Source organism: Pseudomonas sp. RG1 (assembly GCF_025910115.1).
In the GTDB taxonomy this organism is placed as follows: domain Bacteria; phylum Pseudomonadota; class Gammaproteobacteria; order Pseudomonadales; family Pseudomonadaceae; genus Aquipseudomonas; species Aquipseudomonas atacamensis.
The window spans coordinates 18,099-34,405 of the sequence record NZ_JAPCIK010000024.1 but is presented as its reverse complement, the minus strand read 5'-3'; the positions used below and the strand labels follow the sequence as shown (position 1 = coordinate 34,405).

The 16,307-nt window shown below is 61.2% G+C and carries 9 protein-coding genes and 2 pseudogenes; 4 read left to right on the top strand and 7 right to left on the bottom strand.

What is annotated here, in order from left to right; translation table 11 throughout:
- The first annotated feature begins 764 nt into the window (after window positions 1-764).
- Window positions 765-1,283 (top strand): annotated as a pseudogene (locus OK411_RS15635) (GNAT family N-acetyltransferase).
- Between the two features lies 1 nt (window position 1,284).
- Here OK411_RS15635 and OK411_RS15630 read toward each other — a convergent pair.
- Window positions 1,285-1,977: an aspartate/glutamate racemase family protein gene (locus OK411_RS15630; protein ID WP_122698653.1), complete on the bottom strand. Its 693-nt coding sequence runs from the start codon at window positions 1,975-1,977 to the stop codon at window positions 1,285-1,287.
- A gap of 197 nt (window positions 1,978-2,174) precedes the next feature.
- Here OK411_RS15630 and OK411_RS15625 point away from each other — a divergent pair, with 197 nt between their 5' ends.
- Window positions 2,175-2,666: a hypothetical protein gene (locus OK411_RS15625; protein WP_122881014.1), complete on the top strand. Its 492-nt coding sequence runs from the start codon at window positions 2,175-2,177 to the stop codon at window positions 2,664-2,666.
- Between the two features lie 232 nt (window positions 2,667-2,898).
- A complete protein-coding gene (locus OK411_RS15620; RefSeq protein ID WP_264365316.1) occupies window positions 2,899-3,873 on the top strand; it encodes a hypothetical protein in 975 nt (324 codons plus the stop codon).
- Window positions 3,874-4,137: 264 nt separating this feature from the next.
- On the opposite strand, the gene OK411_RS15615 is transcribed toward OK411_RS15620, so the two are convergent.
- The gene (locus tag OK411_RS15615; protein ID WP_264365315.1) at window positions 4,138-6,504 is read right to left on the bottom strand and encodes a tetratricopeptide repeat protein; all 2,367 of its coding nucleotides are present in this window, start codon (window positions 6,502-6,504) and stop codon (window positions 4,138-4,140) included.
- A 211-nt stretch (window positions 6,505-6,715) separates the two neighbouring features.
- On the opposite strand from OK411_RS15615, the gene OK411_RS15610 reads away from it, so the two are divergent.
- On the top strand, window positions 6,716-7,393 hold the full coding sequence (locus OK411_RS15610) for a DUF3313 domain-containing protein (RefSeq protein WP_024012860.1): 678 nt from the start codon (window positions 6,716-6,718) through the stop codon (window positions 7,391-7,393).
- Between the two features lie 471 nt (window positions 7,394-7,864).
- On the opposite strand, the gene OK411_RS15605 is transcribed toward OK411_RS15610, so the two are convergent.
- The 5 genes and pseudogenes from OK411_RS15605 to OK411_RS15585 all read right to left on the bottom strand — a co-directional run bounded on the left by OK411_RS15605 (window position 7,865) and on the right by OK411_RS15585 (window position 16,307).
- Complete coding sequence (locus tag OK411_RS15605; protein WP_264365314.1) at window positions 7,865-10,369, bottom strand: fused MFS/spermidine synthase; 2,505 nt, start codon at window positions 10,367-10,369, stop codon at window positions 7,865-7,867.
- Between the two features lie 248 nt (window positions 10,370-10,617).
- A complete protein-coding gene (locus OK411_RS15600; protein WP_016774612.1) occupies window positions 10,618-12,192 on the bottom strand; it encodes an arylsulfatase in 1,575 nt (524 codons plus the stop codon).
- Between the two features lie 70 nt (window positions 12,193-12,262).
- Complete coding sequence (locus OK411_RS15595) at window positions 12,263-13,285, bottom strand: HAD family hydrolase (protein ID WP_264365313.1); 1,023 nt, start codon at window positions 13,283-13,285, stop codon at window positions 12,263-12,265.
- Window positions 13,282-14,730 (bottom strand): annotated as a pseudogene (locus OK411_RS15590) (hypothetical protein). The gene OK411_RS15595 and the pseudogene OK411_RS15590 overlap by 4 nt, the downstream one beginning before the upstream one ends.
- Complete coding sequence (locus tag OK411_RS15585) at window positions 14,727-16,307, bottom strand: VWA domain-containing protein (protein WP_264365312.1); 1,581 nt, start codon at window positions 16,305-16,307, stop codon at window positions 14,727-14,729. The pseudogene OK411_RS15590 and the gene OK411_RS15585 overlap by 4 nt, the downstream one beginning before the upstream one ends.

The following is a 16,307-nucleotide window of genomic DNA, read 5'->3' as shown; positions in this document are numbered from 1 at the left end:
GGGCGGTGGGGTGGAGCCGGGTGGGCAGAGATAGTGGTCGAGGGCGCGGTCGGCGGCTTGGTGGAGTTTTTTCGAATCGAGGGATTCGTAGGGGGAGGTGGGGTCGGTTTCGGGTGGGTTGGGTGTTGGTTTGATCATGGTGATGCTCCTAGAGTCGACGGAGCTGCCAACTTTCGCTGCGATACGAAATGGTTGGTGGCAGCTATACGCGGGTCGCAGACCGGGACTCTAGAACCGGCAGACCCGAAGGTCTCCCACGTACAGCCGCCATAAAAACAGCGGGTGTTGTGCGTCCAGAGATCGACGGGCTGCGAGACCCGATCGCTGATTCGTCAGCGACCGCACCACAATAGAATCCGCCCCCTAGGCGCACAAGCCGGCGGATTCTGGCGTAGCTGTAGGCAATGGCGCAAGAATTTGTAGCCTGAAAGGCGTGTCTGGAGGTGTCTTTTAAACAGCGGCGTTTAAAAGGCAAAAATTGGCGACAGCACGGTAGACGTTTTCGCCGGGAAGCAGGTGTTGGCTATGAGGTCGCTTTCGCGAGCAGGCTCGCTCCCACAGGAATCTTCAGTGCTCACAGGGGTTGTGTCCGGGCTGGATCAAAATGTGGGAGCGAGCCTGCTCGCGAATGCAATTTGCCAGTCGAAGCTTCAGTGACTAGCCAACCGCCTTCGCGAGCAAGCTCGCTCCCACCATTGCCTCTCGCCAGATTGCAGATCAGCGGTTTAGAGTGACCAGCCACACGTTGATCACGGACCGATCCCATGTCAGAGCCAACCCCCACGATCCATCTCGAACGCTCCAACGAATTCCACCTCGAAGGCATCACTGCGCTTTACAACGACCCCGCCGTTGCGCGGCAGGTGCTGCAGATGCCGTTTCAATCCACCGAGGTCTGGCGTCAGCGACTGCAGGCCGACAGCGAGCGCGCGCTGAAACTGGTTGCCCTGCACCAAGGCGTAGTGATCGGAAATCTGGGTATGGAAGCCTATTCAAGGATGCGCCGCGCTCACGCCGGCAGTTTCGGCATGGCGGTCGCGGTAGCCTAGCAGGGCAAAGGCGTGGGATCGATGTTGTTGGCAGCGGCGCTGGACGTTGCCGACAACTGGATGAATCTGCACCGCGTCGAACTCACGGTGTACGCCGATAACGAGGCAGCCATCGGCCTTTACCGCAAGTTCGGTTTCGAGGCCGAAGGGCTGTTGCGTGATTACGCGGTGCGCGACGGGCACTGGGTCGACACGTTGAGCATGGCCCGTCTGCGCGGTTCGTCGAAACCCTGAGTCAGTCGCCCAGTGCGAACGCCACCGCTGACTGCGCATGCAGCTCGGTGGTGTCGAGCAGGGGCAGGGCGCTGTGTTCGGGTTTGATCAGCAGGCCTATTTCGGTGCAGCCGAGGATGATCGCCTGGGCGCCACGGGCGCTCAGGGATTCGATGACGCCTTGGTAGATTTCTCGCGATTGTTCGCTGATCACGCCCACGCAGAGTTCGTCGTAGATGATCCGGTGCACCTCTTTGCGCTCGGCATCATCCGGCACCAGTACGGTCAGGCCTTGGGCGATCAGACGCTGCTTGAGGAAGTCCTGCTCCATGGTGAACGCGGTGCCGAGCAACCCGACCGTGCGCGCGTCGATTTCCAGTGCGGCCTGAGCGGCGGGTTCGGCGATGTGCAGGAACGGAATGCTGATGGCGCCTTGGATCTGCTCGGCGACCTTGTGCATGGTGTTAGTACACAGCACCACACACTCGGCGCCGCCAGCTTCAAGCCGGCGTGCGGCATCCACCAGAATCGCCGCTGCATCGTCCCAGCGCCCGGCGTGCTGGGCCTGTTCGACCGGGCCGAAATCGACGCTGTACATCAGCAACTGCGCCGAACGCAAAGGGCCGAGGCGCTCGCGGACCTGTTGGTTGATCAGGCGATAGTATTCGGCGCTGGACTCCCAGCTCATGCCGCCGATAAGGCCGATGGTGCGCATTGGATTTCCTCAAGTAAATGTCAGTGTCGAGCATTCAGGTCTGCCCGAAGTTACCTTCTGTTCGAGACTCGACGCCAGTACCGACTGACTGTACCGCCGATCTTTCCCGCAACTGTGCATCTGCAAGAACTAAACGTACGCCGCGCCGGGGATCTGCCACTATCACCCTTCGCAGGTCCTTTCCGAGGAACACCGCAATGAACGACGTACAGCAACTGGGCGAAATGCTTCGCCACTATGCCGAAAGCGAAGCGCACAAGAAGCAACTGTTCACTACGCAATCAGCTGAATGGGCAACACGGATTGGCGCGCTGTTCGACCAGATCGAGCAATGGCTTGAACCGGTCAAGGCGCCGAATCTGCTGGAGGTGAGTCGCGAGGCGTATGTCGCGTCCGGGCCGAGCGTGCCGGTGGAGACCTCGACGTTCAAGACGGAAAAATTGAGCATCGTGATTGCCGGCAAACCGGTGGAGTTTGTGCCGGATGTGATGGGCAGCGGCGGGCAGATTTCCCTGGCAGTGATGGGGCTGACGGCGGCCCGGTATGGGAGCATTTCGCTGGTTGGCCTGGCGGATGGTGCGTGGCAGTGGCGCAAGACCAATGGTTTGAAGGATCCGGATACGTTTGCGTTTGATGCTAATTTTCTGGCGCAGCAACTGCAAAGCCTGATTCCTCGCGATCGCACCTAGATTGGGACGTAGAGCGTCCCGGGCTGCATTCCCACGCAGAGCGTGGGAACGATCAAACACCGCTATCGCGAGCAGGCTCGCTCCTTGGGGGGGTGAGGCGAGTACCGGGGAAACCCTTAGGTTCGTTGCCAATCCGGCATTTTCCCTTGGGTCACTGATGGCCTTTTGGTAGAGTCGCCGTCGCCAGCGGGTTTTCGGCTGGACGATGGAACCGAAGAAGGGAGTCTGATCAGTGAGTCCGGGCAAAAAAATCCTCGGTCTCACGGCGTCGCTTTTGCTGCTGACGCTGTGGGCCAGTTACTTTTACGTATTCAAGGAAAACCGCGACGGCCAGCTTGGCGGTGTCGGCGAGAGCAACGCGTGGTGCGGCACGCCACCGACCACGGAAGCGGCGTTGCTGGGCAAGGATCAACTGACCTTGCGCGTCACCAACAACCTGCGCGGCGAGTTCATGGTCGGCGGTTCGCTGGTGGTTTCCGAACGTACCTTCAACCGCTACGACCTGGGCCGCAACGAACTGCGCCTGCGCCTGGAACCGTTGCAGTGGTCTTTCGGCGTGACGCCGATCTTCCTCGAGCAGATCAAGGTGCTGCCGCTGAGCCGCAACCTCTCGTCGACCAACAAAAGCGCCTTCGCTGAACTCGAACCACGGCCGATCGGCGTGCACGCCCAGACCGCGGCGTTCCCGTTCGATACCTATCGCTACGGCTACAAACCGGTGCTGTATTACCTCAAGGGCAGCGAGCGCATCGACCTGCGCTTCAAGAACATCACCACGCTGATGGAGATGTCCAACACCTTTACGCCGATCCAGAAGTACAACCGCGCCGACTACATCAACGAGAAAAACTCGATGATCCGCGATGAGGACTACAAGCCGTACGGGGCGCATGAGTGCGCGTTCAGCGTCGAGCGCAAAGGCTCGTTCAAGGTGGTGGTGCTGTTGCTTCTGCTGGTGCTGTGCCTGCCGCTGATGCTGGTGTTTTACCGCGATGAACCGGGGATCGACTTCCTCGCGACGCTGGTGGGGATTGCGGTGGTGCGCACATTGCTGTTCGGGCCGGTGGAAGATTTCCAGCTATACAACATCGACTTCTTGTTTGGTGCGGCGATTTTGCTGGTGGGAACGGTATCGCTGATCAAGGCGATGCGTGCTAATAGCCGGCGGGAAATGGCGTTGCGCAGTGGCGAAACGTCTTCGTGGTGATTGTTCGATTCTGAAAGCCAAGATCGAAAGCCCCTCACCCTAACCCTCTCCCGGAGGGAGAGGGGACTGGTTTGGCAGCCCCTCACCCTAACACCCTCTCCCGGAGGGAGAGGGGACTGACCGGGGTGTCTTGGGTGATACATCGAAGTGACAGACCGAGTCGATTACGGATTCAAAGCCGATCGCTCAAGTCGGTGCAATCCTTGAATATTCCCCTCTCCCTTGGGAGAGGGCTAGGGTGAGGGGCCACCGATCTCCAGCCGATCACTTGAGCGCCGGATCCCCCATATTCATTTTCTTCCAGCCCTGCAACAGCACCTGCGCCTTCGGTTCCTGGCCGCTATCGAGGTAGTACTGAATCAGCGACAGCCGCGCATTGCGGTTGGCCGGTTGTACCTTGAGCAAACTTTCCAGAATCGCGCACGCCTCATCAACCTTGCCGCTCTCATGCAGCGCCACCGCCAGTACATAGCCGTACTGCGCATTCTCCGGTTCCAGTTGCGCGGCTTTGCGCAGGTAGGACATGGCGTCGGCGGACTGGCCGGCACGGATCAGTGACAACCCGCGCGTGTGCTGCAACAGCGCCGCATCCGGATGCTGCTTGAGGCTGTCATCCAACAGTTTCTGCGCTTCGGTGGCGCGACCATTCGCTTCCAGCCACTGTGCCAGCGTGACCAGCGCCGGGTAGAAGTCCGGGTCCCGTTGCAGGGCGCTGCGCAGCAACGGTTCGACCTCGGCACTGCGCCCGCTGGCCTGGTACAGCATCGCCAGATTGAGATTGGCCTCGGCACGTTCCAGCAGGCTTTTCTGCACCGCTTCATACTCGCCAATCGCCGCGTTCCAACTGGCTTGCGCCGCCCCCAGACCATTGTTGCGCGAGGCACCGAGCAGATCCCGCGCGGCGACGATGCGCACGGCTTTCACTGGATCATTGAGCAACGGCGCCAATAACGGCGCACGCTCGGGCGGCGGCAGGAATGCGCTGATCGCCCGCACCGCACTGTCACGCACCTGTGGCTCTGGATGTTTGAGATCCTGAGTGGCCAGTTTCAGCGCCTGTTCGCTCGGGTACAGCGGCAATTCCGCCAGCAACGTTGCGCGCTGGATCGCCGGCAGGTTGCTGCGCTGCAATTGTTGGTACAGCGCGTCGGCGGCTCCGGGCTGGCCATTGCGGATCAGCCACAGGCTCTCGTCATAACGTGGCGCCTGCTGAGCCGGGGAGGCGGTGGCGTTCCACAATTTGAACTGCGCAGTGACCTTGTCGCCGGCCTTGCCCTGGTGACAGGTCAGGCAGGCGTCTGGGGTGCCGAGTTTTTGCGCACGCTCCGGGTTGGGAATGCTGAAACTGTGGTCGTGCCGAAAGTCGTTGCCCATGTAGAACTTGCCAGGCATGTGGCAATCGACGCACTGCGAGCCGGGCTGGCCCATGGCGTGGCGGGTGTGTTCGATGGAGTCGTAATTCTTCGCTTGCAGACCCTTGCCGTCGACGCCGGCGACCGAGGTCTTGCCCGCCGTGTTGTGGCATTGCATGCACACGGCGTTGCCCGGTGCCTTCAGTTCGTTGCTGTGCGGGTTATGGCAATTGCTGCAACGCACGCCCTTGTCGAACATCTTGCTTTGCAGGAAGGAGCCGTGTTCGAACACTTCGTCCTTGATCTTGCCGTCCAGCGCATAGAGTTCGCGGGTCAGGGCGCTGGGCAGGTAATCGTCCATCAGCCGCTTGCCGACGGTGAAGCCATCGCCCAGCGGTGCGCGGCGGGAATGGCAGCGCGCGCAGGTTTCGATTTCTACCGTGGCGTTCCTGTCCTTGAGATCGACGTCGAAGCCCTTATGGATCAAATCGTCTTTTTTCTGCGCCCACTCCAGGTGATTCGACGCCGGGCCATGACAGGCCTGACAGCCGACTCCGAGGCTGTTCCATTGACTGTTGAAGCTGTTGCTCGCTGCATCGAAATTGCGCTTGAAACCGGTGGTGTGGCATTCGACGCACATGAAATTGGCGTTCTGGCTCGGTTTGCTCCAGTGCAGCGGATTCTTGAAGTTCACGCCCTGGCCGGCGTACAGATGAAACCAGCGATTTTTCTCGGTATCCCACGCCACGCCGAGGGCTTGCAGACGCCCCTGACCCACCTCGATCAGATATTGCTGGAGCGGCGCGATGCCGAAGGTGTAGGCCACTTTGAAGTCGGCATTCTTGCCGTCGACGCCGGGCGCATTGACCCAGAATTCATCGCCCTTGCGGGTGAACCGTGTGGTCTCGTTCTCGGCCTTGAAGGTCACGTTGTTGAAGTCGCCGAGGGTGGTTTCGGCGGTCGCCGGCTGCATGGCCAATTGGTGATGCGAGCCTTGCCAGTCCTTGACCTGTTCGCTGTGGCAGCCCTGGCATTGCTGCTCATCGACCATGCTGGCCGGTTTGTTTGCCACAGTCGGTTGCGGCTTGGCTGGCGGTGCTACAGGCGTGCTGATCGCCGCGGGTTTGACGGGGGCGGGCGCCGGGCTGAACAGGAACCAGCCAATGCCCGCCACGGCCGCGAGCAGCACGCCGATGGTGATTGGAAACAGGTAACGTGAAAAAGAGGAGGGTGACGCGTCAGGCTCAGGTTGCACCGCTTTGTTTTTGTGCTTGGGCATTGCGACTTCCGTAGTCCGGTGCGTTGGCCTTCTGGCGTGCATACATCTGGATGCAGCTTTGCCGCATGCAGCGCGTCTGTCAAATAAGGGCTGTGACTTGCTGCGCAGCGCCGTGTGAATTTTGTAATTTGCAATCGCAATTGCTGCGGTTTTAGCTATACCTGTAACTCCCCCTATGCAAACGATTTGGCCTTCTGACAGGAGTTACAGCATGAAGCTAGCCGCAATGATGGGCACGCTGTGCATCGCCACCCTGGGTGTGGTGGGTTGTTCCAGCAAAACCGTCGAGCCAGACCAGTACTCCGGTTTTCTCAAGGATTACAGTCAACTGAAGGAGACCAAATCACCGTCGGGTGCCGAGGTGATGCGCTGGATGGACCCGAAACTCGACATCAACAAATTCAGCAGCGTCTATGTCGAACCGAGCCAGTTGTATCCGAAGCCGCAAGCGACGGAAAAAATCCCCCAGCAGACCCTCAATGGCATCACCAGTTATTACGATCAGGCGCTCAAGCGTGAGCTGAGCAAGTCGCTGCCGCTGGCCACCGGCCCGGGGCCTGGCGTCATCGTGATCCGGCCGGCGATCACTGCGGTGAGCAGCAAGACCGAGGGCCTGCATGTGTATGAGGTGATTCCGATTGCGCTGGTTGCTGCTGCGGTGAGTACGGCCACCGGTATTCGCGATCAGGAAACCACGTTGGCCACTGAGGCGGTGTTCCTCGACGGCAGCAGTAACAAGGTGGTGGCTCAAGTGGTGCGCAAGGGCACCGGGCAGCCGCTGGAAAATTCCTCGCAGGTGATGAAAGCCACTGATGTCAAAGCGGTGATCGATGGTTGGGCGAGTGACATGCATCAGACGTATCTGAAGCTCAAGTCCGAGGCCAAGTGATGTCGTGAGGCTTGGGCCTCTTTGTGAGCAGGCTGGCTCCCGCTATTTTGGTGGGGGCTTGTCTGCTGGTTTTTTGGGTACATATCCGTTGCTGCGGGTGTTGCTGATTACGGTTTCGCCCTTACGGCGAGGCACTTTTTCCAAACGCCGAAAAAGTACCCAAAAAGGCTTGCTCCTACGTTCGGCCCTCGCAGGCTCGGGTTCCTTCGCTGCGGGATCGATCCGGGCGCAGCGGCTCCGGTTTGCTTCGCTGCACCTCCTTCCGCTGTGTTCGACTGCGTCGAACGGTCGCTACGCTCCCACCCCCGGATCAATCCCTCCGCTCAGCCTTCCGACGTCGCCGGTGGATCAAGATCAAGAGCACTCGAGCTAACGCTCATTGTTGAGTGGGGCGGCTTCGCCGCGGCAGCTGCGCTGCTTTGCTTTTGTGTGAGCGAGCCTGCTCGCGAAGGCATTCTGTCAGCCCCCGCGTTACTGCCCGACAAACCAGCGAAAATATGGGTTCGCCCGATCCCCTTGCATCACTTCCCGGATATCCCGCCCCCAGGCGTCCCGATCGCCGTCGTAGGCGTGCAGGCTTGCCCGATAAAACTGCATCAACCGCTGCCGATGCGTTTCCATGCGTTCACTGAACCCGGCATCGGCATTGACCAGTGTAGGTGGCTGATACAAGTCAAGCAGCGCCGGTAGCACGCGGGTGATTTCCTTGCTGCGTACCCACGGCGCGTATTCGATGCGCGGCTGATCATCAGTCACTGCCGGTGCATCGGCGGCGAAGCGCTCCAGGCCGGTGCGATCGGTGACCCAGGTGGCCAGCAGCGCCGCCGCCGAGCCGATGCCGACGTCCTGCAAGGTGTTGCGTACGCTGTCCTGTTGGAAGCGCGCGGTGATTTTCGCGGCGTCCAGTTGCATCGGTTTCATTGAGCCAACCAGCAGCATTTCGTGGAACTCGCTGGTCCATAGCGAGGCATGCGGGAACACGTCGAGGAAGCTGCGCACCAGTGAGCGCGAGTCGTCGATATTCTGCGTCGGCAGCGGCAGCCACTGCGCAACGATGCCCTGGTCCTGCAAGCGACTGGCGGCCAGCTGGTAGAAGTCCCGCGAATACAGATTGACCACGCCGGCGGCGGAGGGCGGTGGCGGTTCCAGGGTGATCACGTCGTAGGTCTGTGCACTGCGCAGCAGTTCCTGGCGACCGTCGCGCAGGCGTACGTCGACGCCGGGATCGCTGGCGGCATTGAAGTTGCCCTTGAACAACGGCGCTGCTTTCACCACCGATGGCAGCAACTCGGCAACCACGCGATGTTCCAGACCCGGATAGCGCAGCATGGCGCCTGCGGTGATGCCGGTGCCGAAGCCGATCACCAGGGTCGAGCGCGGTTCACCGTTGTGGATCAGCAGCGGCAGCAGCGCCTGAATGCGCATGTAGCGCAGCGACGGCATGGCATCGCCGGTGTTCGACACGCCCTGGATGTACAAACGGTGGAAGGTATTTTCGCCACGTCCCTGAGTGACCACCGCGACCGTGCCGCCGCGTCCTTCCTCGTAGAAGGCCAGCGTGCCGTTGCGTGCGCTGGGCAACAGGCTGGCCAGTTTGTCGACGGGTGTCAGTACCGCCACTGCAACGCAAACCAGACCTAGTGCGACCACGGCCTGGCGCCGACCTTTCGCCACGCCATGGCCCTTGCGCACCGCCAGATAACCGATTGTCGCTGCGACGAGCGCCAGTAGGCCGAGGGTGCGCACAAGGCCCAGCAAGGGAATCAATACGAAGCCGCAAAGCATCACACCGATGATCCCGCCCAGGGTGTTGAACGCGACAACGGCGCCGACATCGCGGCCCACACGTTCGCTGCCGACACTCAGGCGCAACGCCAGAGGAAACGCCGCGCCGAGCAGCAGGGTCGGCACAAACACGATGCTCAGCGCCGCCACGGCAAAGCGCGCGCTCATACCGGCCAGCTCGCTGGCGCCCAGACTCAGCAGCCAGGTTTCCGCATGGCTCTGCGCGAGCACCAGCCAGCGGCCGAGCACGGCGATCTCCAGCAGCGCAAGCAGGCCTGCACCGGCAATCAACAAGCCGAATACGCCCCATGGGTCGCGAATGCGCTCGACGCGACGGGCGAGCAGGGCGCTGCCGATAAACAGCCCGGTCAGGTAAGTCGCCAGCACCACGGCGAACGCGTAGGTGCGCGTGCTCATGAATTGCACGATCGATTGTGACCAGACCACCTCATAGCCCAACGCCACGCCCCCGGCGACTGCGTAGAGCCACAGCGCAGTTCGGTCGGGTGCTTTGGCGTTGCCGTGTTTGACCGGCGCGGCCAGCGCCACTGGCTGCTGGCGCTGCAACCACAGCGCACCGGCCGCGGCGAGCAGGTTGAGCATCGCGGCGAACAGCGCACTGCCGCGCACGCCGAGGCTGGCGATCAGTACGAACGCAGCGAGCAAAGTGCCAACGATCGCGCCCAGCGTATTCGCCGCATACAACTGACCGCCGGCCTTGCCCGGCTCAGCCGCCAGTGAGCGCACCAACACCGGCAGCGTCCCGCCCATCAAGACCGCCGGAATGCCTACCAGCGCAAACGGCAGCAACCACGCGAGCACGCCGACATGACCTTGCAACCAGGCAAACGCACCGGCCGCCAGACTCATTGCCACTGTCGCGCCAACGCCGAGTATCGCCACCAGTACTTCCAGCCCGGCGTAGAGCAGAACCGGCTGTTGCAAGCGATCGGCCCAGCGCCCGAACAGCCAGCCGCCGAGCGCGAGCCCGGCGAAAAACGCGCTGATGCCGGTGGTGATTGCGTAGACCTCGACGCCGACTACCAGCGACAGCTGTTTGATCCACAAGACCTGATAGATCAACGCTGCCGCGCCGGAGATGCATAGCAGCAGGGCAGGGATCATTGAGGTGGTGGACGCGGCTTGCGGAACGGGTATGGCCGACGGCTTGCTGGCGATACGTGAGGACATGCGGTGAGCCTTGTTATGGATTGGCTGATGTTGATCGTTCCCACGCTCTGCGTGGGAATGCCTCACTGGACGCTCCGCGTCCGCTTCGGCATTGGACGCAGAGCGTCCCGGGCTGCGTTACCACGCAGAGCGTGGGAACGATCGCAGAAAACCTTGTGGGAGCGAGCCTGCTCGCGAACGAAACCGACCCGGTCGCTTGTTCAAAACAGGGCCGCCCGCCGATGAAGGCGAGCGGCGGTACAGCGCTATTACTGGGCTTTCTTCATTTTTTCTTCGATACGGCGATCCACGTCCTCGCGGATCTGGTCGATGCTGAAGCTCGCCGGACGCTGGCTAGGTGGATAGTCGACGAAGGTCTGCAGAAACTTCGCCGCGCGGCGGGTACCGTCGAAAATCAGATAGTCGTTTTTCGTCAGCCAGTCATAGTACTGGTCGGACACGACATCGGCGCGTTCGTACGGGTCCATGCGCAGGTTGAACATTTTCGGCACACGCAGGCAGGTGAACGGTTCGCTCCACACCTGCAGTCCGCCCGGCGCGCGCTGCTCACAGAACACCAGTTTCCAATCGTTGAAACGCATGCTGACCAACGCACCGTCATCGTTGAAGTAGTAGAACTCCTTGCGCGCGCTCTTGTCGGTTTTACCCGTCAGGTAGTCCAGTTGGTTATAGCCGTCCAGGTGCACTTTGAAGTTCTTGCCGCCGATGTCGGCGCCCTTGAGCAAGCGGTCCTTGATGTCGGTGTCGCCCACGGCGGCCAACAGTGTCGGGAACCAGTCCAGACCGGAGAACATCTGCGTGGAGACTTCGCCTGCCTTGACTTTGCCCGGCCAGCGAATCATCGCCGGTACACGGTACGCGCCTTCCCAGTTCGAGTTTTTCTCGTTGCGGAACGGCGTCGTTGCAGCGTCGGGCCACGACCATTGGTTCGGGCCGTTGTCGGTGGTGTAGACGACGATGGTGTTCTCGGTCAGCTTCAAGTCATCCAGTGTCTTGAGCAGCTTGCCGACGTCGCCGTCATGCTCGAGCATGCCATCGGCATATTCGTTGCCGACCATGCCGCTTTGGCCTTGCATGGATTCGCGCACGTGAGTGAAGGCATGCATGCGTGTGGTGTTCATCCAGACAAAGAACGGCTTGTCCGCCTTGGCCTGTTTCTCGATGAACGCTTGCGCTGCCGCAGTGGTTTCGTCGTCGATGGTCTCCATGCGTTTCTTGGTCAGCGCGCCGGTGTCTTCAATCTTGCCGTCGGCAAAACTGTGGATCACGCCACGAGGCGAGGCGGCCTTGACGAACTCGGCATCATCCTTGGGCCAGTACGGACGCTCCGGTTCCTCTTCGGCGTTGAGGTGATACAGGTTGCCGAAGAACTCGTCGAAACCATGATTGGTCGGCAGATATTCGTCTTTGTCGCCCAAGTGGTTCTTGCCGAATTGACCCGTGGCATAGCCCTGGGCTTTCAGCGCTTGGGCAATGGTCACATCGCGTGGCTGCAAGCCCACCGGTACCCCGGGCATGCCGACCTTGGACAAGCCGGTCCGCAATGGCGTCTGCCCGGTGATGAACGACGAGCGTCCGGCCGTGCAACTGTTTTCGGCATAGTAATCGGTGAAGATCATGCCTTCTTTGGCGATACGGTCGATATTCGGCGTCTTGTATCCGACCACGCCCATGGAATAGGCACTGATGTTGGTCTGGCCGATGTCGTCGCCGAAGATCACGAGAATGTTGGGTTTTTCAGCCGCTGTGGCGGTTGCCGACAGCGCCATCACCGAGGTTGCCACCAGGGCGAGTTTCGGTAGCCACTTGCGTATGCGAGTCATCTGACTTGCTCCTTTTGCACGGGGGTCGTTTTTTGCGACAAACGTTTACTGCTCTCCTGCATTACGCTTTTTATTGCACCTGCTCGGTTGCCGGCGGATCGAACGGATAGATCCGGCGCCATTCCGACGCCATGTCCACCACCGTCCAGCCACGGGAATTCGCTTCGTCGAGGGCCTTGTCGAGTCGGCCGATATTCGATTGCCGGTCATAAGCCCACTCGCGCTTGGCATCGGTGTGGTGCACCAGCCCCATCAGGCGCTTGCCCGGCCCGGCGGCGGTCCACTGCAGCATCTGCAGGTCGCCGTCGGAGTTGCCAAAGGCGAGGATCGGCCGCCGACCGATGACCGCATCGATGCTGACCGGTTTGCCCGGGCCGTCGTCGTTGTGCGCAACTTTCGGCGTGCGCACGATCGACGCTTTGCCGTCCTTGAACTGGTACGAGGTGACGAACGTGGTACCGATCACCTGTTCCGGCGGGATGCCGTAGACCTTCTCGGCAAAGGCGCGCATGAAGCCGGTATCGCCGCCGGAAACGATGTAGGTCTTGAAGTTCTGGCTGCGCAGGTAGTCGAGCATTTCCAGCATCGGCTGGAAGATCATTTCCGTGTAGGGCTTGCCGGTTTTCGGGTGGCGCGCCTGGCTGAACCAGGTTTTCGCGTAGTCATCGAAGGCTTCGGTGGTCATGCCGCTGTGGGTTGCGCCGACGATCTTCAGCAAACCCTCCATGCCCGAGGCGGCAAGGGCTTTGTGATCATTTTCCAGCACCGCCTTGAACGGCTGGGTGGTTTTCCATTCGGGGTGTTGTGCGGCGGTGCGCTTGACCTCGTCGAAGGCAAACAGCAATTCGAAGTACGCCGGTTGTTCGCTCCACAAGGTGCCGTCATTGTCGAACACAGCGATGCGATCGGCCGGTCTGACGAAGTCCTTGCTGCTCTGGTCGGTCACGGCCTGGACGAACTCGATAATGCTCTTTTTGGCCGGGCCGTCGTTCCATGACGGCAGCGGTTCATTCGCCTGTGCCAGCAGGGGCAGAACCAGTGCCAACAGCAGGGCAAGACCGAAACGTTGGCGACGCAGCAACGGGTTGATCATGTGAAATCCTTCTCATGCACAGGGTTGAGCGGGCGCAGGGCCGGTGCGGGTTTCGCCTGTTGGCGGGCGACCTGACTGTGAAGCGTAGACAACGATTGGCGAAGCTGAACAAGTGTTTGATCGGCGGCAGACTGACGGCCGTAAAGCCCGCGTAACAAACCCTGCAAGCGCGGACCGGCACCCGCGAGTTTCAAGCCCAGACGACTGCGCCGCAGCCACAGGTACAGCGCGGTCAGTTGCGCCGGCCTGGCTTGCAGTTGCGGGTCGATCTGTTGCCAGGCGAAAGCGGGCGAATGCTGCCAGGCCAATTGCTTCGCCCGTTTATGTGCGAGCCAGCGTTGATGGGCGCGAACGGCGACGGGCCGCAGCAAGTACACACCGACGGCGAGGCCGACCGCCAGCGCCAGCGCCAGCCAGAGCAGCCAGCGGCTGGAGAAGTGCAAGTGATTCTGTTGCAGTTGCCTGAGGTCTTCGGCGAGCGAAAACACCGGTTTATAGGCGTTGTTGGCCGCGGCCTCGAAGCTCACGGCCGGCACCTCAGCGCTACGTATCTGCTTCGCAGAGGCGTCCCACCATTTCACGCGGATCGCCGGCAGCGTGTAAGTACCGGCACTGTCGATGCGATAGCTGGCGCTGTCGACACGTTGGCCGCCGAGGATATTGCCGCGACCATCATCCAGCGCAGTGACTTGTGGCGTCTTCGCGTAGCGACTCTAGCCGTCGACATCACTGAAGGTCGGAATCGGCAGGGCCATCGCCAGCGCGCCATCAGCTTGCAGGGTGAGCTCACGGGTGATGCTGTCGCCGACTTTCAGCGGTGTGGCCGAATTGGTAACGATCTGTTTCAAGCGCAACCCACTGGCGACCAGAGGCGTCTCCCCGGGCGCGAAACCGGGCGGCTGGGCGGCGCTGAAACTCAGCGGCTGGCTTTGTGCGCTGATTTCTTCAGTGGCCTGGCCCAGTCTGGCGCGTACGGTCAGCGCCGGGATATCGAAACTGCGCGCGACGTTGGGCGTGATCAGATAGCTATAGCGCAAGCCATTGAACGATTGACCATCGATGGTCTGGTTCAGATGCTGCGCCTGGCCGTTCGGCGGCATTACCAGCGCACCGTCGAGTTGCAGATCGGGCAGGGCGGCGGCGCTGGTGAACCAGGTGTCGGTGAGCACGTCGAGTTGCAGTTCGACCAGGCCGCCGACCATCGCGCCTTCGCTGGGGTTGAGGTGAGCCTCGACCTTCAGTTGCGCTGGGGCGGCAAAAACATTCAGAGAGAGCAGGCTGGTCAGCAGCAGGGCGCTGAGTTTTGCGCTGATTGTTCTGCCGCCATCGCTGGCAAGCCAGCTCCCACAAATCACAGCAATCTTCACAAAGTTTGCAACTACACAGAAATTCCCTGTGGGAGCTGGCTTGCCAGCGATGGCGGCGCTCAGGCGCCGGAGGTTCATGGCCGATCTCCCTGCTGATCCTGCAAGCTGAACTTCTGCCTTAGAAACTTCGCCGGCGAGGTGGTCAGGTTCTCCAGCCACAGCGCGTCGGACGCCGCTTGCTGGGTCTCGACCTTTTTGCTCTGACCTTTACCGGGTTCCTTGTCGAATTTGACTTCATCGGGTTTGGTTTGCGGAGCGTTTTTCTCGGCGCTTTCGGTGTCCTTGAGCAGTGCCTGAGCCAAGGCCAGATTGGCGCTCGCTTCGGGAAATTGCGGCTGCAGTTTCAACGCCTCGCTGTAGGCGGCAATCGCCTGATCGAACTTGAAGCGGCGCACGTAAATGTTGCCCAGGTAGAAATACGCCTGCGGCGTGTCCAGGCGGGCAAAGGTCGCCATAGCCAAGTCGTAATCGGCAGCGTGATAGGCCGCGACGCCTTTCCAGTACGGGTCGACGAACAGCGCCGCGGCTTCGGGCAAACGATCATGCTCAAACGCCCAGCGGCCTTGTTGGTCGCGGGTGAAAAACGCATCGGTGAGGGCGTTGGCCTGCGCCGGCGCCGCAGGCCAGCCCAACCCTACGGCCAAAAACAGCGCCGGCATCCAGTTGACGCTCCAGCCTTTGCGTACGCTGAACAGCGCCAGTAACAGCAATGGCCAGCAGAGCCAGTAACCGGCGTCCTTCCAGTGCAATTCGCGCTGTTCGGCGCTGGCGCTCTGGAAGTGTTGGCGGGCGTGCAACTCGATCCACTCCAGGTCATCGTTATTGAGGGTCAGGCTGCCGAGCGGCGCGTCGACGGCCGAGGCCAATTGCTTGAGGGCCGCTTGATCGAAGCTGCCGAGCACCGGTCGCCCGCTACTGTCGATTTTCGGTTGGCCGCTGGCGTTAGTGATGACGCCCGCGTCTTCGCTGCCCACCGCCAGAACCAGAACCTGCAAGGCACTGCCGTCGAGGTGTTTTTGCAGATCATCGAGTTGCGTGGTATCGGCCCCATCAGTCATCAGCAGCAGACTGCCCGGGGTGTTCTCGGCGCTGAGCAAGCGTTTCGCTTGATCGATCACGGCGGCGACGTTCTTGCCCGGTTTGTCGATCAAGCCCGTGCCCAGGGCCTGGATGAAACTGTCGAGCAGCGCCGGATCGTCGGTCGGTGGCAACACCAGATGCGCGCTGCCGGCATAGGCGATCAGTGCGGTCCGCGCAGCGGCGCGACGTTGCAGCAGATCATGCAGCTTGTGCTTGACCGCCTCCAGCCGCGTCGGCTGCACGTCGTTGGCGTCCATCGACGGCGAAAGGTCGACGGCAACGATCAGTGGTGCGCGGTTCTCGAGAAAGTCCGGGCGATCCTGTTCCCACGTCGGCCCGGCCGCGGCGAGTGCGCCGAGGATCAGCAGCGCACAGAGCAGGTGCACTGGGCGCCAGCGCTGGTGATCCTGCGGGGTGATCAACAAGTGCGGCAGCAAGTGTTCGGCGATATTGCCGCGCAGGCGTTTTTGCAGGTCGCGGCTGCGACGCCAGATCAGTGGCAGCATTGCGCCGAACAGCGCAAGCAACAGCCACAGCGGGCGCAGAAAGTGGAAATCGCTGAGGTTGATTTCCAT